The sequence below is a fragment of the Alkalihalophilus pseudofirmus OF4 genome (assembly GCF_000005825.2).
Classification (GTDB): domain Bacteria; phylum Bacillota; class Bacilli; order Bacillales; family Bacillaceae_D; genus Alkalihalophilus; species Alkalihalophilus pseudofirmus.
In genome coordinates, this window is the sequence record NC_013791.2 from 3,648,083 (window position 1) to 3,671,362 (window position 23,280).

The 23,280-nt window shown below is 43.2% G+C and carries 23 protein-coding genes; 2 read left to right on the forward strand and 21 right to left on the reverse strand.

What is annotated here, in order from left to right; translation table 11 throughout:
- Positions 1 to 107: 107 nt before the first annotated feature.
- From wecB to prfA, 13 genes are all read right to left on the reverse strand, one after another.
- Positions 108 to 1,265, reverse strand: coding sequence for a non-hydrolyzing UDP-N-acetylglucosamine 2-epimerase (gene wecB, locus BPOF4_RS18160; protein WP_012960711.1), 1,158 nt, complete (start codon positions 1,263 to 1,265; stop codon positions 108 to 110).
- Positions 1,266 to 1,317: 52 nt separating this feature from the next.
- A complete protein-coding gene (gene upp / locus BPOF4_RS18165; RefSeq protein ID WP_012960712.1) occupies positions 1,318 to 1,947 on the reverse strand; it encodes a uracil phosphoribosyltransferase in 630 nt (209 codons plus the stop codon).
- Positions 1,948 to 2,194: 247 nt separating this feature from the next.
- The gene (gene glyA / locus BPOF4_RS18170) at positions 2,195 to 3,442 is read right to left on the reverse strand and encodes a serine hydroxymethyltransferase (RefSeq protein WP_012960713.1); all 1,248 of its coding nucleotides are present in this window, start codon (positions 3,440 to 3,442) and stop codon (positions 2,195 to 2,197) included.
- Between the two features lie 117 nt (positions 3,443 to 3,559).
- A complete protein-coding gene (locus BPOF4_RS18175; protein ID WP_012960714.1) occupies positions 3,560 to 4,126 on the reverse strand; it encodes a TIGR01440 family protein in 567 nt (188 codons plus the stop codon).
- Positions 4,127 to 4,142: 16 nt separating this feature from the next.
- Positions 4,143 to 4,580 carry a ribose 5-phosphate isomerase B gene (rpiB, locus tag BPOF4_RS18180; RefSeq protein WP_012960715.1) on the reverse strand — a complete coding sequence of 146 codons (438 nt, stop codon included), beginning with the start codon at positions 4,578 to 4,580 and terminating at the stop codon, positions 4,143 to 4,145.
- A 102-nt stretch (positions 4,581 to 4,682) separates the two neighbouring features.
- Positions 4,683 to 5,978, reverse strand: coding sequence for a methyl-accepting chemotaxis protein (locus BPOF4_RS18185; RefSeq protein ID WP_012960716.1), 1,296 nt, complete (start codon positions 5,976 to 5,978; stop codon positions 4,683 to 4,685).
- A gap of 48 nt (positions 5,979 to 6,026) precedes the next feature.
- Complete coding sequence (locus tag BPOF4_RS18190) at positions 6,027 to 6,473, reverse strand: low molecular weight protein arginine phosphatase (RefSeq protein WP_012960717.1); 447 nt, start codon at positions 6,471 to 6,473, stop codon at positions 6,027 to 6,029.
- Between the two features lie 157 nt (positions 6,474 to 6,630).
- Complete coding sequence (locus BPOF4_RS18195) at positions 6,631 to 7,173, reverse strand: manganese efflux pump MntP (protein ID WP_012960718.1); 543 nt, start codon at positions 7,171 to 7,173, stop codon at positions 6,631 to 6,633.
- A gap of 348 nt (positions 7,174 to 7,521) precedes the next feature.
- Positions 7,522 to 8,562 carry an L-threonylcarbamoyladenylate synthase gene (locus tag BPOF4_RS18200; RefSeq protein ID WP_012960719.1) on the reverse strand — a complete coding sequence of 347 codons (1,041 nt, stop codon included), beginning with the start codon at positions 8,560 to 8,562 and terminating at the stop codon, positions 7,522 to 7,524.
- Positions 8,563 to 8,809: 247 nt separating this feature from the next.
- A complete protein-coding gene (locus BPOF4_RS18205) occupies positions 8,810 to 9,253 on the reverse strand; it encodes a GNAT family N-acetyltransferase (RefSeq protein WP_012960720.1) in 444 nt (147 codons plus the stop codon).
- A gap of 95 nt (positions 9,254 to 9,348) precedes the next feature.
- Positions 9,349 to 9,972 (reverse strand): stage II sporulation protein R, encoded by a 624-nt coding sequence (gene spoIIR, locus BPOF4_RS18210; protein ID WP_041823088.1) that lies wholly within the window; start codon positions 9,970 to 9,972, stop codon positions 9,349 to 9,351.
- A 102-nt stretch (positions 9,973 to 10,074) separates the two neighbouring features.
- The gene (gene prmC / locus BPOF4_RS18215) at positions 10,075 to 10,956 is read right to left on the reverse strand and encodes a peptide chain release factor N(5)-glutamine methyltransferase (RefSeq protein ID WP_012960722.1); all 882 of its coding nucleotides are present in this window, start codon (positions 10,954 to 10,956) and stop codon (positions 10,075 to 10,077) included.
- Positions 10,943 to 12,013, reverse strand: a complete 1,071-nt coding sequence (gene prfA / locus BPOF4_RS18220; RefSeq protein WP_012960723.1) for a peptide chain release factor 1 — start codon at positions 12,011 to 12,013, stop codon at positions 10,943 to 10,945. The genes prmC and prfA overlap by 14 nt, the downstream gene beginning before the upstream one ends.
- Before the next feature lie 132 nt (positions 12,014 to 12,145).
- Between prfA and BPOF4_RS18225 the strand changes: the two genes are divergently transcribed.
- Positions 12,146 to 13,462: an FAD-dependent oxidoreductase gene (locus tag BPOF4_RS18225; RefSeq protein ID WP_041822523.1), complete on the forward strand. Its 1,317-nt coding sequence runs from the start codon at positions 12,146 to 12,148 to the stop codon at positions 13,460 to 13,462.
- A gap of 111 nt (positions 13,463 to 13,573) precedes the next feature.
- Positions 13,574 to 15,325 (forward strand): methyl-accepting chemotaxis protein, encoded by a 1,752-nt coding sequence (locus tag BPOF4_RS18230; RefSeq protein ID WP_012960725.1) that lies wholly within the window; start codon positions 13,574 to 13,576, stop codon positions 15,323 to 15,325.
- A 44-nt stretch (positions 15,326 to 15,369) separates the two neighbouring features.
- On the opposite strand, the gene BPOF4_RS18235 is transcribed toward BPOF4_RS18230, so the two are convergent.
- From BPOF4_RS18235 to BPOF4_RS18270, 8 genes are all read right to left on the reverse strand, one after another.
- Positions 15,370 to 15,834: a hypothetical protein gene (locus BPOF4_RS18235; RefSeq protein ID WP_012960726.1), complete on the reverse strand. Its 465-nt coding sequence runs from the start codon at positions 15,832 to 15,834 to the stop codon at positions 15,370 to 15,372.
- A 66-nt stretch (positions 15,835 to 15,900) separates the two neighbouring features.
- The gene (locus BPOF4_RS18240; protein ID WP_012960727.1) at positions 15,901 to 16,521 is read right to left on the reverse strand and encodes a thymidine kinase; all 621 of its coding nucleotides are present in this window, start codon (positions 16,519 to 16,521) and stop codon (positions 15,901 to 15,903) included.
- A 411-nt stretch (positions 16,522 to 16,932) separates the two neighbouring features.
- On the reverse strand, positions 16,933 to 17,178 hold the full coding sequence (locus BPOF4_RS18245; RefSeq protein ID WP_012960728.1) for a type B 50S ribosomal protein L31: 246 nt from the start codon (positions 17,176 to 17,178) through the stop codon (positions 16,933 to 16,935).
- 177 nt (positions 17,179 to 17,355) lie between these two features.
- On the reverse strand, positions 17,356 to 18,630 hold the full coding sequence (rho, locus tag BPOF4_RS18250; RefSeq protein ID WP_012960729.1) for a transcription termination factor Rho: 1,275 nt from the start codon (positions 18,628 to 18,630) through the stop codon (positions 17,356 to 17,358).
- A gap of 280 nt (positions 18,631 to 18,910) precedes the next feature.
- Entirely contained in the window at positions 18,911 to 19,876 is a 966-nt protein-coding gene (gene glpX / locus BPOF4_RS18255; RefSeq protein ID WP_012960730.1) for a class II fructose-bisphosphatase, read from the reverse strand.
- Positions 19,877 to 19,906: 30 nt separating this feature from the next.
- Complete coding sequence (locus BPOF4_RS18260; protein ID WP_012960731.1) at positions 19,907 to 21,196, reverse strand: UDP-N-acetylglucosamine 1-carboxyvinyltransferase; 1,290 nt, start codon at positions 21,194 to 21,196, stop codon at positions 19,907 to 19,909.
- Positions 21,197 to 21,352: 156 nt separating this feature from the next.
- Entirely contained in the window at positions 21,353 to 21,991 is a 639-nt protein-coding gene (fsa, locus tag BPOF4_RS18265; protein WP_012960732.1) for a fructose-6-phosphate aldolase, read from the reverse strand.
- Positions 21,992 to 22,207: 216 nt separating this feature from the next.
- Positions 22,208 to 23,071, reverse strand: coding sequence for a class II fructose-bisphosphate aldolase (locus BPOF4_RS18270; protein ID WP_012960733.1), 864 nt, complete (start codon positions 23,069 to 23,071; stop codon positions 22,208 to 22,210).
- Between the last annotated feature and the right edge of the window lie 209 nt (positions 23,072 to 23,280).

Sequence of the window (23,280 nt, forward strand, 5' to 3'; positions counted from 1 at the left end):
CTTTTTTGCGTATATGTAGTATGGGTAATTTAGGAGAAATCATGTATGATGCAGACAAAAAAGACCTAACTACAATAGTAGTTAGGTCGATTGTTCGAGATATCCAATTATTCAGCTGAAAGCGGCTTGAAAGGCTCAGGACGCTCTTTAGTTTGTGTAAAATGATAAAGAAGAGCTTGAACGATGCGGGCAGATGCTTCTCCGTCCCCATAAGGGTTCGAAGCTTTTGCCATGCGATCATATTCTTCTTTATTTCTAAGCAGTTCATCTGTAAGACGATACACATCATCTTCATCTGTTCCAGCTAACTTCAGTGTACCTGCCTCAATACCTTCAGGACGCTCTGTCGTATCACGCAGGACAAGAACCGGCGTTCCAAGCGACGGCGCTTCTTCCTGCACACCGCCAGAATCCGTTAAAATAATTTCAGCACGATTAGCAAAGTTATGGAAATCAAGCACACCAAGAGGTTCAATCAAGTGAATACGGTCATGATCACCTAAAATATCACCAGCGATCTCGCGTACGGCTGGATTTAAATGCACAGGATAAACAACATGGGCATCCGGATGCTCATCTGCAATGCGAAGGACTGCACGGAAAATATTTCGCATTGGATCACCTAGATTTTCACGACGATGCGCCGTTAATAAGATTAGACGGCCATCACCAATTTTATCTAATACCTCATGCTGATAGCTGTCATTGACCGTAGTCTTCAGGGCATCAATGGCTGTATTTCCCGTAATAAAGATCGATTCATCTTTCTTATTTTCATCAATCAAATGTTTGTGTGCCTGCTCTGTCGGGGCAAAGTGCAGATCAGTTAATACGCCTGTCAGCATACGGTTCGCTTCTTCCGGAAACGGGGAGTACTTATTGAACGTACGAAGACCTGCTTCAACATGACCAATAGCTACTTGATTGTAAAAAGCTGCAAGACTTGCTACAAACGTTGTAGTGGTGTCACCATGTACAAGCACAATGTCAGGCTCCACTTCTTTAATGACTCCATCTAACCCTTGGAGCGCATTTGTTGTTACATCAGCAAGCGTTTGACGTTCCTTCATAATATTTAAGTCAAAATCCGGCTTCACATCAAATAACTGAAGCACTTGATCAAGCATTTCACGATGCTGGCCTGTTACAGCTACAAACGATTGAATAGTATCTTGATGCTTGTTCAGCTCAAGCACTAAAGGCGACATTTTAATCGCTTCAGGTCTTGTCCCAAACACCGTTAAGACTTTCAACTTTGAACTCATCGGCTTAGCCTCTTTTCTACGTTACTTATTTCGTTCTTTACTTATTATCTATTTATTTTGTTCCAAATAGACGGTCACCCGCGTCACCTAAACCAGGGACGATGTAACCTTTTTCGTTTAACTTTTCATCAAGGGCCGCAAGATAAATATCTACATCAGGGTGCTCATCTTTCACCACTTCAACACCTTCAGGGGCAGCAACTAAACACATCAGCTTGATCGTTTTCGCACCGCGCTTTTTAAGGCTGTTGATTGCTTCTACTGCAGAACCGCCTGTCGCAAGCATTGGGTCAATAACGATGAATTCACGCTCGTTTACATCAGTTGGAAGCTTTACGTAGTATTCTACCGGCTTTAATGTTTCAGGATCACGGTATAACCCGACATGTCCTACTTTTGCAGCTGGAATCATTTGAAGAATCCCATCAACCATTCCAAGACCTGCACGTAAAATAGGCACAAGACCTAACTTTTTCCCTGCGATTGTTTTTGAATTCGCTGGCCCAACCGGTGTTTCAATTTCCACATCTTTTAAAGGTAAGTCACGTGTAATTTCGAATGCCATTAGTGCCGCTACTTCATCTACAAGCTCACGGAATTCCTTCGTTCCTGTATTCTTGTCACGAATATACGTTAATTTGTGTTGAATTAATGGGTGATCAAATACAAACACCTTACTCATCAGCCTCGACTCCTTTTTTATGCGAACTAAAGGGAAGTTAGCGCTGCTCCCTTATGTCGATTCATATCCTTTAATAGCTCCTTGAAAATTCTACCCAAAAAGTGAAGCGATCTCAACCCTGTACGATAGATTTCATTGATTTTGTACAATTTGTTTTTTAAAGTTCACTAAAATGTGCTGATATGAGAGGCTTTTATAAAATTAAAACCCTCCCCGGCCGGGCCGGAAGAGGGTTGATGTTTGTTTATTACATTTTAAGCTCAGGGTACATCGGGAATTTAGCCGTAAGAGCTGCCACACGCTCACGAACTTCGTTAAGCTTGTCTTCGTTCTCAACATTTTTAAGCGTTAATGCAATTAATGCACCAATTTCATCCATTGCCTCTAAATCAAGACCGCGTGATGTTACAGCAGCTGTTCCGATACGGATACCACTTGTTACAAACGGGCTTTCAGGGTCAAATGGAATGGTATTTTTATTCGTTGTAATCCCTACTTCATCTAGTGCTTTTTCTGCCACTTTTCCAGTTAGGTTTAATGAACGCAAGTCAAGAAGCAGTAAGTGATTATCCGTTCCGCCTGAAACAAGGTTGACACCTTCTGAAACAAGCTTTTCGCCTAGACGTTTTGCATTAGCAATAACTGCCTCGCCGTATTGTTTGAAATCTGGAGATAGGGCTTCCCCAAATGCTACTGCTTTTGCAGAAATAACGTGCATAAGCGGGCCGCCTTGAATTCCAGGGAAGATTGATTTATCAATCTTTTTACCGAACTCTTCTTTACAAAGAATCATTCCGCCGCGAGGTCCGCGTAATGTTTTATGTGTTGTTGTCGTTACAAAATGAGCGTGAGGAACTGGGTTTGGATGTAAGCCTGTTGCAACAAGACCTGCAATATGAGCCATATCCACCATTAGATAAGCGCCTACTTCATCAGCGATTTCGCGGAATTTCTCAAAATCAAGCTCACGAGGGTATGCACTTGCACCCGCAACGATTAATTTCGGCTTATGTTCTTTAGCTAGTTCACGTACCACATCATAATCAACACGCTGAGTTTCCTCATCAACACCGTACTCAACAAAGTTGTATTGAACTCCACTGAAGTTAACTGGGCTTCCGTGCGTTAAGTGGCCGCCGTGTGAAAGGTTCATACCAAGTACTGTATCGCCTTGTTCTAAGATTGTGAAGTATACAGCCATGTTCGCTTGTGCACCTGAGTGAGGCTGCACGTTTACATATTCTGCACCAAAGATCTCTTTTGCACGATCACGCGCGATATCTTCTACAATATCAACATACTCACAACCACCATAATAGCGGCGGCCTGGGTAGCCTTCTGCATATTTGTTTGTTAGCACTGAGCCTTGAGCTTCCATTACAGCTTCACTAACAAAATTCTCAGATGCAATTAATTCAATTTTGTCACGTTGACGACCTAATTCTAACTTAATCGCCTCATATACTTTTTCGTCTTGCTTCTTTAATGTCTCCATCCTTATTCCCCTTTCAGTTCCTACACATTCGGTTTTTAGGTATCAAACATTAGATTCAACTATATTCTAACATAAGAATTAACTAAAATCCGTACTATTTATCAAAAACAGGTCTGATTATTCATGTTCTTCGGTACGCAAATAATTTGCTCGAATTCCTCCGATCAGCTTCGGACGAGTTTTAGCAATTGTTACATGCGCATGACCGATTTCTTTAATTTGACTGCGAATAGGTACCGCTACTTCTTTTAAATGCATACCAATAAACGTATCACCGATATCAATTCCAGCATCCGCTTTAATTGATTCAACAAGAACAGGATTATCCATGCGTGAAAAAGCATGCGTTGCCATCGCCCCGCCGGCCGCTCGAATCGGAATCGCCGAAACAGGCTCATATCCGCGTTCACGTGCGGTTGATCCATCGAGGACCAATGCGCGGTTTAAGTGCTCGCAGCATTGAAAAGCAAGCTTCACTCCAGTCTCATCTTGAAAACGGCTGAGTGCATCATAAATCGCCTCAGCAATGTCCCGTGATCCGTTTGACCCAATATGTTCACCTGCCACTTCACTCGTGCTTGTCCCAATGACAAGAAGGTGATCATGAGTAAGAGGCATCATTGCCTGTAAGTCATGTAATACTTGCGTAAGCTGAGCATTTATTTCTTCTTTTACAACCGCCATAACGGGGCCACTCCTTTTATGCTTCGTATTCAGTAATCTTACTTACACGGCGCTCGTGACGTCCACCTTCATACTCTGTTTCAAGCCAGATTTTCGCTATTTCCCGGGCAAGTCCAGCTCCGATAACGCGCTCACCCATTGCTAGGACGTTGCTGTTATTATGTTCGCGAGTAGCTTTCGCACTGAATGTATCATGTACAAGGGCACAGCGGATGCCTTTGACTTTATTAGCAGCAATCGACATGCCAATTCCTGTTCCACACACTAAAATGCCGCGGTCCACTTCGCCTTTTGCTACCTTCTCAGCAACAGGAATCGCATAATCAGGATAGTCGACAGATGTATCGCATTCGCATCCTACATCCTCAAACTCGATGCCCATTTCTTCCATCTGTTGCTTAATTTCTTCTTTAATATTTACTCCACCGTGATCTGAACCAATTGCTACTTTCATCTGTACAGCCTCCTAAATGGTTTTAAGAAAAGCTCAAGCACCCACTCTGATATGAGCAGGCACTGGAGCTTTCCGGTTTCTTCGTTATGACAATCTTATCTTCTAAATTGTAAACCTTTCGATCGTTGCTTTCAATTGGTTTGCGTGAGTTGATAAAATTTGCGCTGTTTTTGACATATCTTGGATCGTTTCAGCCTGTTGCTCTGCCATTGCTGTAACCTCAGTGGACCCAGCTGATGTTTCTTCTGCAATCGCTGCAACCTCTTGTGATTGCTGGGAGGTCTCTTGGATTGATTCCATTTGCTGCTTCGTCATTTTCGAAATATCTGTAATGACCGTTGCTACATCGTGAACCGACTTTTCCATTAAGGCAATTGTTTCATTCGTTTGACTTCCTCGTTCTGCCTGATGAATCGCAGCATTTACCTGCTCATCAATTTGATAGACAACAGTCTGCACTTCTTCTTGCATTTTATGAATCAAGCTTGAGATCCCCTGAACAGCTTGAGCACTTTGGTCAGCAAGCTTTCTTACTTCATCGGCTACAACCGCAAATCCTCGACCATGCTCCCCTGCACGCGCCGCTTCAATCGATGCATTGAGGGCAAGCAGATTTGTTTGAGCCGCAATATCACCGACCAGGCTGATAATTTCGCCGACCTCTCTTGCCTGATCTTCAAGACGACCGACTGCTGCGCGTGATTCTTTATTATCAGTAGCGAGCTGATGAATCCCTTTAACAAGTTCATCAATGGCCGTCCGGCTCTCCGTTAAAGCTTGTACCATTTGCTTAGAGGAAGCCGTTGACTGCACCGCTCTTTCCTCTACATTTACCGCAAGTTTTGATACTTCTTCCATTGCCTCTGCAGTGTGCTGCACTGCATACGCAGAGCTTTCCGCACCTTTAGCGATTTCATCCATCGTTTTACCGATATCAACTGCTTTTTTCGCCGCAAATTCAGATGAAGCATTCATTTCATTGACGACATCATTTGTTTTATGGAAGTTTTCATCAATGTCTCTTACCATTTGACGCAGACTGTCGAGCATTTCATTGTAAGCGAGTCCTAAGGCACGAAGTTCGTCATCTGATTTTGAAACAGCCACATCGTGCTTGATGTCACCTGCTGCAGCACGTCTTGCGGCCTCTTCTAGCTCATGCAAAGGCTTTGTAATAAGCGGCGCACAAACAAACCCTAACACCCCGCTCCAAAACACACCTTTAATCAGCGTAAAAATTATGACTGATTCCCGGTTTAATCCAAAGTAGCTTTCAAAGAAATCTCCTAAAATAAAAATAAAAATAGCACTGAATCCAAATGTAACAACCGCGAGTCCGCTAATCCCAATAACGAGCTTTTTACGAATGCTCGCCCGATATTTTTTTCGTTCCCCCACCGCAATGCGCCACCTCTCGTGTTAAATCGAACTGCTATAGATCAATGGTTACTTCAATTTTTTCTCTAATTCATCTAAGCATTCTTCAATATCATCGGCTGTTCGCACGTATTCTTCAATCGAACCGCCAAATGGATCAGCAATATCGGTTGTGTGCGCATTTTGCCCAGCATATTCCTTTAAGGTATGTACCTTTTCTGTGTGTTCCATAAATTGACTGCATACAAGCTGCTTATGCCCGGCTGTCATTGTTAAAACGACATCTGCCCACTCAAGTAAGTCATTAGTCACAGGCTGGGATGTGTGATCATGATCAATCCCTTTATCAAGTAAAACTCTACTTGTACCCTCTGAAGCTTTGCTGCCAGGAAAAGCATGGACACCAGCAGATTTCACTTCAACCTTATCTCCCATTCGTTCTCTTAAAAGCGCTTCAGCAAGCGGGCTTCGGCATGTATTTCCTGTGCAGACAAATAAGATATGTTTCACTCCCATAATTCATCCTCCTCTCATGTATTGTCGTGTGGTTTCAGTTTTTATCATTTGTTATTGTCTCTATCTTCTTCCATCTTATCACAGCTTTTTTGAAAACTGTATCACTACTCATGACGTTTGAATGAATCTTTAGGCCTGAGTATAAATATTCACTTACCTACATCGGAATAATTAATTTAATGCCAAAACCTATTAATATACATCCACCGATTAATTCACCGTACGAGCCAATATATTGTCCAAACTTCCTCCCCATTAAAAGGCCTGCCCATGAGAGCACCATACTCATTGCTCCAATTACAGCCACAGTAAGCAGCGTTTTTGCACCAAGCATCCCGAGTCCGAGTCCCGCAGAGAAGCTGTCTAAGCTGACACTGACCGCAAATAAAAAGAGCCCCCAGCCCATTGGTTTGACAAGTGAATCATCATCCGACTTCAAAGCCGCAATCATCATTTGAATCCCGATAATAAGTAAAAGCGCCCCGCCAATATAGGTCGCGATCATTCCGAAATAAGTAGACAGCACCTTCCCTGTAACGATGCCCATCAGCGGCATGATGACATGAAACGCCCCAATCGTCACGCCAATTCTAAAAATCTGGCGAAGCCTAAGGCCAAGCATCCCCATTCCAAGCGCAACAGAAAAAGCATCCATCCCAAGCGCCCCCGCCATAATAATTAAAGTAACCACCTCATGCATACACTTCACTCCCCACACATGCTACTAAAATGTATGCAAGTCCAAAGGATAATAGGACAATAGAAAGGTGGAGGCGACTGGTTTGCGTTCGATTTACCATTTAATGTATGCGTTTGTTCGAAAAAAATGGGTTTTTGTTCGAATTACTCGAAAGTTTATTCGAAATATCTATTAACTTGTTTAAATAATGATTATTTATGTTCATATTACACATGCTGCACTCTCAACAAGTGCTTATCGACACAAAAAATTCATCTTATTTCAAAGCAAAGAGCCTTTATGCGGAGAGATCTCTCCGCATAAAGGCTCCATTAAGCTTCATTCCATCCATAATTCAACTAAATCTAATTAAATCACTCTTCCACCGGCTGCTTTTTCGAGGCGGTTCATAATCGCTGCCCCTACTCCTTCATTTGGGAACGTTTCAGAATAGATGACATCGACGTTTTCCTGATCAAATTGGCGCAGCGCTTCATATAGTTTTGCGGCAACGGTTGATAAATCTTCTCGCGCACCGCACGCAATTACCGTATCCGCCTTGTATTCTGCCGCGCGCTCTTCTGTAGTGAGCACACCGACTTTCTTACCTTGTTCGCGTGCCTCATCTAACAATGCCTGAATACGCGAAACATCATGAACTAATGTTAAGCTGCCTTTTGGTGCGTAGTGGGTATATTTCATTCCTGGAGAGCGGGGCGCATCTTCTGTATTTTTCAGTGAGGGATCCACGGCCACTTCCCCGACAACTTCCTTCAGCTCCTCAATCGTTACGCCGCCGGGACGATAGAGCATCGGCGGGTGCACAGAGCAGTCAAGAACGGTTGATTCAAGTCCGACCCCTGTGCTCCCTCCATCAACGACACCAGCAATTCTACCTTGTAAGTCATGATACACATGAGCTGCGGTCGTTGGGCTTGGTTTTCCAGAAAGATTCGCACTTGGTGCGGCAACTGGTACATTTGCGGCTTTAATTAATTTTAATGCGAGCGGGTGGCTCGGCATGCGGATTGCGACCGTATCAAGACCTGCTGTTACATTAGGTGCGATTGGACCTTTCTTTTTAAAGATAATGGTCAACGGTCCTGGCCAGAATGCTTCCATAAGTTTTTCAGCAGCAGGTGTAATTTCTGTAACAAGCTCACTCAGCTGGTCCCTGTTTGCAATGTGGACAATCAGTGGATTATCACTTGGCCGCCCTTTTGCTTCAAATATTTTAGCAATCGCTTTCTCATCGAGTGCGTTCGCTCCAAGTCCATACACAGTCTCTGTGGGAAACGCAACAACTTCTCCCTCACTTATCCACAGCGCGGCATCACTTATATATTCACGCTTTTTATCTTCATCATTTATTTTATCCACATTAAATATTTTTGTCTGTTTATAACTCATTGTACACCGCCCCTATCTCTTCTATTTTGCAAGGGTTGTCGTCTATTGTCAAACGAGGTGACAATAATCGACTATATCTCAGCTGTGCCAAGGGTTTTCCATCATTTTCAGTTACCCCTTAGCCATGATTCGACAAATGTATTCATACAAATCAAAAAACAAGTTATCCACCGCTGTGGACAACTTGTGTATAAGTGTCTGTTTTTACCCTTTTTCCGCGCAGTTATTCACATGTTAATGCTTACATTTAATCATCCAATTCACATGCCCATACTCTCACCGATTCATCCACCGTCTGTTGATAATGCGTGGATTGTTTCACCGCTTTTGGAATTCGCTCTTTTTTGACCTCTTTAAAATCGAGTTGGTAAAAAAGAGGCGAAGAAGACTTTGCGCACATATAAACGGTTCTAATATCTTGATCTTTAGCATAGGCTAGGGCCACCTGTAAAAACTCCAAGGTGAGAACACCCGTCCAAATCGGTGAATCTAGCACAAGTGAACGCATTAGTGCATTGTGTTCGTACTGTTCAATCCCCACTGCCCCAATAATCTGCTCGTCCTCATTTTCTACAACAAGGAACTGAGCGACAGCATGTTCAATGCCTGCTGAACTTAATCCCGCTCTCGCCACTAATCTTTGGATCGGCAATATATCTTTTGTTGCAGCTCTTCTGACAACGATACTCATTCTATCCACTCCTCCGCCCGAATCAAGCTGCACGATGTTTGAGCTTGTCTCACCCGTGCACCTTCTTACTCGATATCTATGCGGAACGCGAGTAATTATGCCTGTTCCTTGCCAAAAAGACTTTCAACAATGTTTGAGAAGATTTCTACGACAAAGAATGTCACTTCAATTTCTTCCTCTGATTCAACTGCTGTGTTACCCTCAGCAGATGTTTCAACTGCTTCCCCGTTTGCCATATCTAAAAAGCATAATGGCGGGAATAATACGCACCACCAGTTTTCACCCATTCCCTCGCCTAATGTGATCAAAACCGCATCATAGATACCTGCTGGATAAACGAGATTGCCGTATAACTTAGTAGGAAATTGAACTTCATCAAATGCTACAGTGAATTCCTGGTTCATTCCTTGCTTTTCAAGCTCCCTGGCCACAATTGCTTCAATTTCAGGAAGATGATTGCGGATTTCAGTTTTAGCATCCTCAAGATCAATTAATCCCGTCACCCATTCAGTAATGGCTGCATTGACCTCATCTCTAATTTCACGCTTTAAAATCTGATCGCTCACCGCATCACTGTTTGCTAAAATGCGAAGACGGATCGCTTCATCCTGACTGACTGTTTCGTGGTGAACAGCTACTGCTGCTGTTTGCTGAGATTCATAGCTTACTAGTAAAACGAATAAAGAGAATAATAGATAAATAATGACCTTATGATTCATACCTTTTGGATTCATTTGATTGCACCGCCCTTTCATCACTCAGTATGATCAGGGCAGTGCGTTGTTAAACATGAAAGTGTTCGACAAAATGAGTCTAGTATTTTAGTACATCTTCCCATAGGCAAACACCATGCGGTCTTTCCCGTTTATATCTAATTTCACTTCGGTTTCGGCATTCGGGAACGCAGTCTCAAGCATCAATCGGACCGTCTCGCCTTGTCCTGCACCGACTTCAAAGGCAATGAGCCCTTTTTCTTTCATTACTTTTGGCAGCTCCGTCGTTAAACGGCGATACAGCTCATACCCGTCTTCCCCGCCAAATAAAGCAAGATGAGGCTCGTGTTCACGTACATGAACCGCTAATTCATCGTGCTCACCTAGTGGAATGTACGGTGGATTTGAGACAATGATGTCAAATCTTTTTTCCATTTGGATAGGAGTAGAAAGAAGGTCACTTTCAAAAAAGGACATTTTAGCATCCAACGTTTCGGCATTTAATCTCGCTATTTCTAATGCCTCTTTTGATATATCAACAGCTTCAACCTTCATCTCCGCGCACTCAAGCGCAAGCGTAACGCCGATTGCGCCGCTTCCTGCCCCTACATCGAGTACATCAACAGACGCATCTCCCCACAAGCTTTGTTTCAAATGAAGTACATGCTCGATCAGCTCTTCTGTTTCTGGGCGGGGAATTAACACATCTCCATTTACTTGAAAACGCCTGCCGTAAAATTCTTGATAGCCCATCAAATGCTGGACAGGAACCCCGTTTGAATGAGTGAGAACGTCTTTTTTAAACGCCTCCCACACGCCTGAATCAATCGGATCCTGAAACATCATAAACATCTTTGTCCGGTTGATATTCAGGTGATGCAATAAGAGCCACTCAGCAGCCGTTGCCTCACCACCTGCCTCTTCTAAAAAAGAAGAAGCCCAACGGAGGGCTTCGTGTATGGTCTTAGGTGTTTGATTACTCTTCAGCATTTTGCATCGCTTCTGCTTGCTCTTCTACAATCAAGGCATCAATGACTTCATCAAGCTTACCTTGCAAGATCTGCTCAAGCTTTTGAATCGTTAAACCGATGCGGTGATCTGTTACACGACTTTGCGGGAAGTTGTACGTACGAATACGCTCAGAACGGTCACCAGTACCAACAGCCAGCTTACGGTTTTGATCGTACTCTGCCTGCACCTCGCGTTGAACTTTATCATAGACACGCGCACGAAGTACCTTCATCGCTTTTTCTTTGTTTTTAATTTGAGATTTTTCATCTTGACATGATACAACCGTACCTGTTGGCAAGTGAGTTAAACGAACGGCTGACATCGTTGTATTTACACTTTGTCCGCCTGGTCCGCTTGACGTAAATGTATCTACACGAATGTCTTTTTCGTGGATTTCTACTTCTACTTCTTCTGCTTCAGGAAGTACGGCAACAGTTGCTGTAGATGTATGGATACGGCCGCCAGACTCTGTTTGAGGAACACGCTGTACGCGGTGCGCTCCGTTTTCATACTTTAATTTAGAATAAGCTCCTGCCCCGTTCACACTGAAAATGATCTCTTTGTATCCACCAAGCTCTGTGGATGTCGCTTCAATCACTTCTGTCTTCCATCCTTGTGCTTCAGCGAATCTTGAATACATTTTATAAAGGTCGCCAGCAAATAACTGCGCCTCATCTCCGCCTGCAGCTCCGCGAATCTCTACGATAACGTTCTTGTCATCGTTAGGATCCTTTGGAAGAAGAAGAATTTTAAGGCGTGCCTCAAGCTCTTCTTGACGAGTTGAAAGCTCATCCATTTCTTCTTTTACCATGGCATACATTTCATCATCCAGCTTATCTTCAAGCATTGCTTTTGCATCTTTATATTGCGATACAACCTCTTTATACTCGCGGTATGCTTGAACTGTTTCTTCGATGTCTGATTGTTCTTTTGAAAACTCACGTAATTTCTTTGAGTCACTAATTATATCCGGGTCACTTAATAATTCATTTAACCGATTGTAACGGTCTTCTACTGATTGTAAACGATCTAACACGGCTTTCACCTCATTAATATTTCCAGTGCATAACATTCTAATTATAGTATATCGATACAAAAGGGTCAATCAACCCTAAAACAGTTTTATGCGAGCATCTTCTGGGAATATTACTAGTATGAGGTGATGACGATGAAATATGTAATTATCGGCGGAGATGCTGCCGGCATGAGTGCAGCAATGCAGATTGTGAGACGTAATAAGGATGCAGACGTTACAACACTCGAGATGGGTGAGTATTATTCCTACGCTCAGTGCGGCCTCCCGTATGCCGTGGGGGGTTTAGTGAAAGGGGGACTTGATGATTTAGTGGCGCGTGATGTGGAAACGTTTCGCTCTAAATACGGGATCGACGCACGCGTTAATCACGAGGTAACCCATGTCGATACAGAAAAGAAGCTCGTTTCGGGCAAAGATTTCAGTGTGCCTTATGACAAATTATTAATAGCGACAGGAGCAAGTCCGATCGTTCCTGATTGGGACGGGGCTGACCTAGACGGTATTCATACGGTTAAAACGATTCCAGATACAGAAGCAGTCATAAAAGATATGCACAATGATACACATCATATTGCTGTCATTGGCGGCGGTTATATCGGCCTTGAAATGGCTGAGAATTTTGTTGAACAAGGAAAGAAAGTGACAATGATTGAGCGCGGGCCTCAGCTGGCTGGAATTTTTGATCAAGAGATGGCGAACTTAATCCATGAGGAAGCTGAAAAGCACGGCGTGAAGCTGCTGTTTAATGAGGAAGTGAAAGGATTTAAAGGAGACAGCCGCGTCGAAGAAATTGTAACTGATAAGCAATCGTTCAAGGTAGATATGGTCATTGTAGCAATCGGTGTGAAACCTAACACTCACTTTTTAGAGGATTGCGGCGTGCATTTGCATGAAAATGGCGCTATTCAAGTAAATGGCTATATGGAAACAAATATCCCTGATGTGTATGCGGCTGGAGACTGTGCCACTCAATACCACCGCATTAAAGAGCATGATGACTTTATCCCGCTTGGTACTCACGCAAATAAGCAAGGACGTATTGCCGGCTTGAATATGGCAGGAGATTCAAGAACATTTAAAGGAATCGTCGGTACATCGATTATGAAATTCTTTTCACTGACGCTTGGACGGACAGGCCTATCCCTGAGGGAAGCTGAAGAGCTTCGTATCCCAACCGAAATTGTGGATGCAGAGATACCACATCACGCTACATACTACCCCGGCTCAGAAATACTGACCATCCGTTTAATGTACCAGCGTCATACCGAGCAGCTGCTAGGCGCTCAAATTATCGGCAAAGAAGGTGTGGACAAACGGATTGATGTGCTTGCAACTGCCCTTTACCACAAAATGACGATGGAAGACCTCGAAAATCTTGACCTTGCTTATGCCCCGCCTTATAACGGTGTATGGGATCCCATTCAGCAGGCATCAAGGCGCAGAGGGTAAGAGTCCTGAATAAGGGCTCTTTTTTGCGTTTATCTGTTTAATTTTTCTGAAAATAGTGCCGATATACTATATAATTAGTCCTGTAAAGGCTTACATAAGGGGGATTTTATTGTGGTTAAATGGGTTAGGGATATGAATATTCGGCAAAAGCTCGTCATCATTACCTTACTGCTGCTCCTAGTTCCAAGCTTAATTATCGGCCTCACTAGCTACTTCACTTCAAAAACCAGCTTAGATGAGGTCGGAGCAACTAAAATTCAAAACAGTGTCTACATGACTGCCGAGCTTATTCGTATGGTGCAAACCGAGGTTGAAAGCGGGGCTCTAACGTTAGAAGAAGCGCAGGAACGAGTAAAGACCGCGATTCTTGGCGAGAGACAAGCTGATGGTACAAGGCCTGTCAATCCGAATATTGACCTTGGCGAGAACGGCTATATTATCGTGTATGACGAAGCCGGAACATTGGTTGCTCACCCTAATATAGAGGGTGAAAATTTATATAATGTTCAGGATGTGGAAGGGCAGTATTTCGCTCAAGAGGCGATAAAAGTCGCTCAAGCCGGCGGAGGCTTTACTCGTTATCAATGGGCAATGCCTAACGACCTTAATACAGTCGCACCGAAAATTATGTACAACCTTTATGACCCGAACTGGGGCTGGGTGATTTCAGGCGGTTCATATATGAGTGACTTTAACGCAGAAGCTAATTCTATTTTACGTAATATTTTAATTGTACTAAGCGTCTCCTTGCTCATTGGAGGACTCATTATCTACTTTTTTTCAAAGCTATTCTCAGAACGGATTATCCGGGTGGATCAGCAGGTGCAGAAGTTAGCAGATGGCCACATAGAAAGGTATGACCAAGATCAAGGGTATAAAGATGAAATAGGTTCTTTATCTAAAAATGTTCACGTGATGACGAACCGTTTCCGTGAGATGATCAGTCAAATTTCTGATGCTTCTACTCAAGTGGCAGCAACATCTGAACAATTAACAGCCAGCGCCGAAGAGACAAGCCGGGCTTCAGAACAAATTACCGATTCCATTCAGGAGGTAGCTTCTGCAGGAGACGAGCAAGCTGCAGCTGCGAAACAAGCTAGACATTCCACCGCAGCTATTTTAGATAATATGAATCATATCTCGAGCAGTGTACAAGCAGTAAACGAGTCCGCTGCTGTGACTAGGGCAAAGTCAGAATCAGGTGGACGGGTTATTTTGCAGACAATTAATCAAATGAAGGTCATTGATGAAAAAACCGATGAGATCCAAGGAGTCGTACACAGGCTCGGAAGCAAATCAAATGAAATTGAGACGATCGTTTCAATGATTACAGCCGTGTCACAACAAACAAATCTGCTTGCTCTAAATGCAGCCATTGAAGCTGCTCGCGCAGGTGAGCACGGCAGGGGGTTTGCTGTTGTGGCTGATGAGGTGCGAAAGCTTGCCGAGCAGTCAAGCCAGTCTGCGAGCCAAATTAACCACCTAATATCTGATATCCAAAAAGATATTTCCCAATCGGTCATTTCTATGGAAGCGGGCAAAGCTGCCGTAAAAGACGGGAATGCTCTTGTAGATCAAGCAGGCACAGAGTTTAGCGATATTACCGCATCCATTAATGAGGTAACATCCCAATTTACAGACGTTACAAATGCCATTGAAGACATTAAAACAGCGACTGAAGAAATGGCTCAGGCGATTGAAGCAGCTTCGCATATTGCAGCGAGTTCTTCTGATTACTCACAAAATGTAGCGGCCTCTGCCGAAGAACAAAATGCTACTATGCAAGAGATCAGTGCAGCTTCCAACGTGCTGTCAGATATGGCAGAATCACTACAGGAATCCATTAAACAATTCAAGCTTTAGAGAGAAAAACCGCCCAAAGCGCAAAAGGCCTTGGGCGGTTTCCATTAACTTTCGTTTATATGCACTTGATATCTAGGTACTTCAAGTAAAAACGTACGCTTTAATTTATCAAGCTCTGACTGTTTCTCACTGTCGTTCAATCCTTTAGGTACGTGAACCGTCACCCAGGCATGATGACCAGCGATCATAACAGATCCAGGATTAAACGGCGATTCGTTTGCTACAACACGGCGCATTAATGATTGGTGATCTCCCAAGTCTTCATGATAATTATGAGCGGATCGGTAGCTGCTACCTGTTGTATTTAACTCTCCCATTTGATCAAATGTTTGGGATCTTCGAATCGAACCATAGTTAATCGGACCAGGACCCAAGAGACCGTATGTTACTCGCTCCGCGCTCGGATGCTGATTGTTGCTTTGTGCTTGAACTTCTGGCTCTTCAGGGTTGTTGCACCCTGTTACCAAAAACATTCCGGCCAAAACTCCCGCTAACCATTTTCTCTTCATGATGAGCACCTCCTGCAGCGAATCGCTGCATTTATAGGTTGCCCACATATCTTAAGTTACTCGTTGTTAGATTTGACCATGTTTCACAGCAGGGTCAGGTATGCGTGAAGGCTTATTTGGCACTTCATGACATGTACGGCAGCGAGGCTCGTATGCTTCTGATGCCCCAACTAAGATAATTGGATCGGTGTAGGAAGCAGGATTGCCATCAATTAAACGCTGTGTTCTGCTTGCAGGCGTTCCGCAAACCGGGCAGACCGCTTGAAGCTTAGTAACTTCCTCTGCTAATGCCATCAGCGGCATAATCGGCCCAAACGGCTCTCCTCTAAAATCTTGATCAAGACCTGCGCAAATCACGCGGATACCGCGGTTTGCCAGCTCATCTGCCACTGCCACGATTCCTTCATCAAAAAACTGTACTTCATCTACTGCTACTACCTGTGTCTCTGGCAGTACGTGCTCAAGAATATCAACGGACATGCGCACTGGCATCGCACACACCTTTGTTCCATTATGGGAAACCACTTCTTCCTCACTGTAGCGGTTATCAATCGCTGGTTTAAATACTTGTACTTTCAGCTTCCCAAAGCTCACTCTTCTTACCCGGCGAATAAGCTCTTCTGATTTTCCTGAGAACATACTTCCACAGATTACTTCTAAACGGCCTTCATGCCCCGTCACACGCATAGTTTTCCCCCACCTTACAACAAATAATCTTTAACCTGCTTGTCTAAAGATCGATTGATCCCTTGATCATAGCATCTCAATTTATTTAAACCTTCATTTTGACATGTAATGGATTTTCAATTTCATTTTTAGATATGCTGATTGAACGGATTGCGCCGGTTCAGACGATAATTGCGTTGGTCGAAGCGCTGTATGCGCCATTTATACTCGCTTTTGCGTTAATTGACCAGCTAATTGCGTCACTCTGTGCGGATTGCGCCGGTTCACGCTATTATTGCGTCGCTTCGCAATTGTTATGCGTCTACTCCGCTCATAATTGCGCCCATTCAGTCCTCACAAATCCCGCTTTACCCGCACCATGTGCAAAAAAAACAGGCAAGTGCAGTGCGCTTGCCTGTTCGCATATCCAGTTTACTTCATGTTGTATTTCTTCTTGAAACGATCAACACGTCCACCAACATCGTTAAGCTTCTGCTTACCAGTGTAGAATGGGTGCGAATCTGAACTGATCTCAACTTTTAGAAGCGGGTATGTGTTACCATCTTCCCACTCAATTGTTTCAGCAGAACCTTTAGTAGAACCGCTTAGAAACTTAAAACCAGTACTTGTATCCATGAAAACCACTTTTTGATATTCTGGGTGAATACCTTGTTTCATTGATTTCATCTCCTTCCGCCCTGAATCTCTTCGAAACAGAGTTATCTAATCACACATGACGAAATTATATCAAGCCAAGCTTCGTTTTGCAACTGTATTTTCGATGATTTTATACGTTGTTACGCACGATTCTTCATAAAACCTCATCATAGCAGTTTTCTTCATCATCCATTTACATTATTTTCTTCGGCTCGCCCCTGACATATCTTTTTCCATTTCGCTGAAAAAGTCAGCATTCGTCTTCGTATCTTTCACCCGCTTAATGAATTGATCGACAAAATCATGCGAATCATTCATTGTCTTACGGATCGCCCATAGCTTGTCTAACTGATCTTTTGGCATAAGAAGCTCTTCTTTTCTTGTACCCGAACGGCGGATATCGATTGATGGGAAGATACGGCGCTCAGCCAATTTACGATCAAGATGAAGCTCCATGTTCCCTGTTCCTTTAAACTCTTCATAAATGACATCATCCATGCGCGATCCTGTTTCTACAAGAGCCGTAGCAAGGATGGTTAAGCTTCCGCCTTCTTCAATATTACGCGCAGCACCGAAGAAACGTTTAGGACGATGGAACGCAGCCGGGTCAATACCACCGGATAACGTACGTCCGCTTGGCGGGATGACTAAGTTATAGGCACGTGCAAGACGAGTGATGCTATCCATTAAAATGACAACATCTTTACGATGCTCAACCAAGCGCATCGCGCGCTCAAGCACTAGCTCAGCAACTTTAATATGATTTTCCGGAACCTCATCAAATGTTGAACTGACGACTTCGCCTTTTACCGAACGCTCAATATCGGTTACTTCCTCAGGGCGTTCATCAATTAACAGTACGATCAATTCCACATCAGGGTGGTTCTCAGCAATACTGTTGGCTACTTCTTTCATAAGAGATGTTTTACCAGCTTTTGGGGGTGCAACAATCAATCCACGCTGTCCGAAACCTACAGGAGAAATCATATTAATGATACGAGAAGATACTCGGCCTGGAGCTGTCTCAAGTTCAATTTTTTGTTCAGGGTATAAAGGTGTTAAGGCTGGGAAATGAGGACGTTCCTTCGATGTTTCAGGTGCATCGCCGTTTACTGCTTCTACATGCAGAAGCCCGTGGTAACGTTCGTTTTCCTTAGGAGGTCTTACTTTACCGGATACCTTGTCTCCGTTACGCAAGTCGAACCTGCGAATTTGAGAGGCTGAGATATAAATATCTTCAGAACTTGGCATGTAATTAATTGGTCTTAAGAAGCCAAAGCCTTCAGATTGAATGATCTCAAGGACACCTTCCATAAACATCAAACCATCTTTTTCAGCTTGTCCTTTTAAAATCGCGAAAATAAGTTCACGCTTTGTAAGTTTACTATAATAAGAGACTTTGTATTGCTTAGCTAACTCATAAAGCTCTTTTAGCTTCATTTTTTCTAAATCTGCAATATTGACACTGCTCATTATTCCACCACACTCTAATCATGATAAAAGCAGAATCCTTTTTAGAAGGATGTAGTAGTATAAGTAAAAGATCCGTACTTTTTTCGAACTAATAAAAATACTTTGTTCTATTACATTAATATAAATTACATTAATATAAATTACATCAATATAAATACTTGTATCATTGTACCCCATTAGATCAAATATATTCAAGGAACATTTTCCTAACAAATAGTCGGTAGGAAGCGTAGAGATAAAGAATGAAAGCTAGACAGGTGTCTAGCTTTCGTCACTATGTTTATTTAATAACAAGACCTGGCTTCTTCTTCATACTGTGTGTTCCATCCACAAAGCGGACTGTGCCTGACTTTGCACGCATAACGAGTGATTGTGTTGTTGCACGGCTTCCCTTATAGTAAACGCCTTTTAATAATTCGCCATCAGTTACACCTGTTGCAGCAAAAATACAATCGTCCCCTTTAACGAGGTCATCCATCAACAGGACTTTGTTAAAGTTTTCAATTCCCATCTTTCTGCAGCGTTCTTCTTCTGCTTCATTTTGCGGGAGAAGGCGGCCTTGCAATTCGCCTCCAAGGCATTTTAAGCCTACTGCAGCAAGAACTCCTTCAGGTGCTCCTCCTGAACCAAGCAATAAGTCTACGCCTGTATCATCAAAGGCTGTATTAACAGCAGCTGCAACATCACCATCCGGAAGCAGTTTAATACGCGCTCCTGCTTCGCGAATCTCATGAATGATTCTCGCATGACGCTCACGGTTTAGAATCGTTACAACGAGATCCTCAATATCTTTATTTTTCGCACGAGCAACAGCCTTTAAGTTATCGATAATCGGAGCGTCGATATCAATTTGGCCGACAGATTCCGGTCCGACTGCAATTTTATCCATGTACATATCAGGTGCATGCAGAAGGTTGCCATGATCAGCAACCGCAAGAACAGCTAGTGCGTTCCATTGACCTGAAGCAACGATATTTGTACCTTCAAGCGGATCGACTGCTACATCCACACGCGGGCCATAGCCATTACCAAGCTTCTCCCCTATATAGAGCATAGGAGCCTCATCCATCTCTCCTTCCCCAATGACCACTGTTCCTTTCATCGGGATTGTATCAAATACATCTCGCATTGCTTCTGTTGCGGCACGATCCGCTTCTTCTTTATTGCCAAGACCCATCCAGCGGCCTGAAGCAAGAGCCGCGGCTTCTGTGACGCGGACCAGCTCCATTGATAAACTTCTCTCCATCTCTACCCTCTCCCTTATTGCATCTTCCGTCTAGCTTTTTACTTGATCCATCTCATCTTCTGTTAACTTTTCACGCCATAGCTTTGCTCCTAAGCCGAGCAGCTTTTTCTCGAGGTTTTCATAGCCGCGGTCTACATGTTCAAGACCTGAAAGCTCTGTTACTCCTTCAGCTGTGAGGCCTGCTACAACAAGAGCAGCGCCTGCGCGAAGATCACTTGCCCGCACTTTTGCGCCTTGAAGCGGCGTTTTCCCATTAATAATGGCTGAGCGTCCTTCTACTTTTACATTAGCTCCCATTCTTCTTAACTCATCAATATGCTTAAAACGGGCATTATAAATAGTATCAGTTACAATACTTGTTCCGCTTGCTTGAGTTAAAAGAGTGGTGAATGGCTGCTGCAGGTCAGTCGGAAAACCTGGGTAAACAAGCGTTTTTATATCAACGCCTTTTTTCTCCCCTGTGTTGTGGATCAATACCTGATCATCATTCGTTTCAACCGAAACACCCATCTCGCGCAATTTTGCAATAAGAGAATCGACATGATAAGGAATAATGTTGTCAATGATCACCTTTTGTCCGATTGCTGCTGCAAGGATCATATATGTGCCTGCCTCAATTCGATCTGGAATAATCGAATGGCGGCATCCTTTTAGAGAATCGACTCCATCAATACGAATCACATTCGTTCCTGCACCTTTAATTTTAGCGCCCATGCTCGTAAGCAGTGTCGCCACATCAATGATTTCAGGCTCTTTGGCAGCATTCTCAATGATCGTCTGTCCTTTTGCCCGTACGGCTGCCAGCATAATATTAATTGTTGCTCCGACACTGACAACATCTAAATAAATCCGTGCACCGCGAAGCTCGTCAGCCCTCAGATAAATGGCTCCCTGCTCATTGGTTACACGTGCACCAAGTGCTTCAAACCCTTTAATATGCTGGTCAATCGGACGAGGCCCAAGGTTACATCCTCCAGGCAGGCCGATTACAGCTTTGTTAAATTTACCAAGCATAGCTCCCATTAAATAATACGAGGCACGCAGCTTCTTCACTTTGCCGTTTGGAAGCGGCATGGCAATCATATTTGACGGATCAATTTTAATCTCTTGGTCCGCAAGCGAAAGCTCCACCTCTCCGCCAATTTCACGCAGTAAATCCCCTAAAAGCTGGACATCTGAAATGCCAGGTAAATTATCAATGGTAACCGGCGTATCTGCTAAAATAGCCGCCGGGATTAACGCGACTGCACTGTTTTTTGCACCACTAATCTGTACGGTACCCTCAATCGGATGACCGCCTTCAATCATAAGTTTTTCCATAACCGCATCCCTTCCAACCATACTCACGATTACTAGATAGACGTATAGTTACGTTTGTATCCATTATACCCAAAGATAGGAAAAAGTAACGAAGTGAGTTGTCACATTTTAACGATTTATACCGTTTGATGTCACGAAAAGCAGGCCTGTTGTGAATTAGCGATTATTCCAATCTGCTAAAAACTTTTCAATTCCTTGATCTGTTAACGGATGCTTTGTCAGCTGCTTGATCACATTAAAGGGAATTGTTGCAATATGCGCACCGCGCGCTGCCGCTTCTGTTACATGGACCGGATGGCGTACAGATGCTGCAATAATTTCTGTAGGAATATTATGAACATCAAATATATCAGCAATTTGAGAAATTAAGTTTAATCCGTCGTGTCCGATATCATCAAGTCTTCCAAGGAAAGGAGATACATACGTCGCACCTGCTCTAGCAGCAAGCAATGCTTGAACAGCAGAGAAAACAAGTGTGACATTCGTTTTAATATTAAGCTCAGAGAAAGCATGAACAGCCTTCAGACCTTCTGTTGTCATTGGAACCTTCACTGTAATATTCGGTGCGATAGCAGCAAGTTCCTTCCCTTCTTTAATCATTCCTTCTGCATCTAGTGCAATCACTTCTGCACTTACTGAATCTGATACGATATCAGTAATTTCGCGAAGACGGTCGTGAAAGTCTACTCCTTCTTTAGCAACAAGTGACGGGTTTGTAGTCACACCTGCTAAAATACCAAGCTCTTTTGCTTCACGAATATCATCTATGTTTGCAGTATCAATAAAAAATTTCATGCTCATCACCTCAAGGAAAAAGTATATGCGCTCTATGTAAACGCTATTAGAATTACTTATCTGACTTGTAATCGCTTACTGATTATAGTAAAAAAATATCGAGTAATACAACCGTTATTAGTTTAATAAAAATTTGACAGGTTTTGACGAAATTAGTCTTTAAAATGACGTTAAAAGCAGCTCAAGTGAACTGCTTTTAACGACTGAACCTATTTATTATGCTTTGTTTGAAGAACCAAACTCACGCATTTTGCCTTGAACTGTTTCTTTAATTGCTTCACGAGCTGGTCCTAAGAATTTACGTGGATCGTACTCGTTTGGCTTAGCAGCTAGTGTTTCACGAACCGCTTTAGCAGAAGCAATTTGGCTTTCTGTATTTACATTGATTTTAGCATGTCCAAATTCAATTGCTTTTTGAACATCTTTTGTTGGGATACCTGTTCCGCCGTGAAGTACAAGCGGAATACCAACTAAACCATCGATTTCTTTCATGTGATCGAAACCAAGGTTTGGCTCACCTTTATAAGGGCCGTGTACTGAACCTAGTGCTGGTGCAAAGCAGTCAACACCTGTTGCTTCAACTAGCTCTTTACACTCAGATGGAATCGCATATGCTGCTTCAGCATCATCAACGATTAGGTCATCTTCTTGTCCACCAATGCGGCCAAGCTCAGCTTCAACAGAAACTCCAAGAGCATGTGCAACATCAACTACACGCTTAGTAAGCGCGATGTTTTCTTCTAGTGGATAGTGAGAGCCATCAATCATTACAGATGTGAATCCTGCATGGATCGCCTCAACACATTTTTCAAAGCTTGAACCGTGATCTAAGTGAATCGCTACAGGAACTGTCACATTGTACTCTTCCATAAGTGATTCAACCATTTTCACAACAGTCTTGAAGCCGCCCATGTAACGTGCAGCACCTTCTGATACACCACAGATTACTGGAGAGTTCTCTTCTTGTGCAGCTTGCAGGATCGCTTGAGTGAACTCAAGGTTGTTTAAGTTAAATTGGCCAACAGCGTAGCCTTCCGCCTTTGCTTTATTAAGCATGTCTTTCATTGAAACTAAAGGCATCGTACATCCTCCTTTATGTGTGAGCATTCATAGATATCTGTGTCCGTCTAAGCGAGCATACTACACCATATCCATTATCAAGATTCCCGAATACAACAATTACTATCCAATTGAGCATGCACCCAATCGGGTATGTATATGAGATCTTGTTTTTTCCGCTCGTTTAGTTTGAACGTGTTCATTATAGCATACTCACCAGGAATTACACC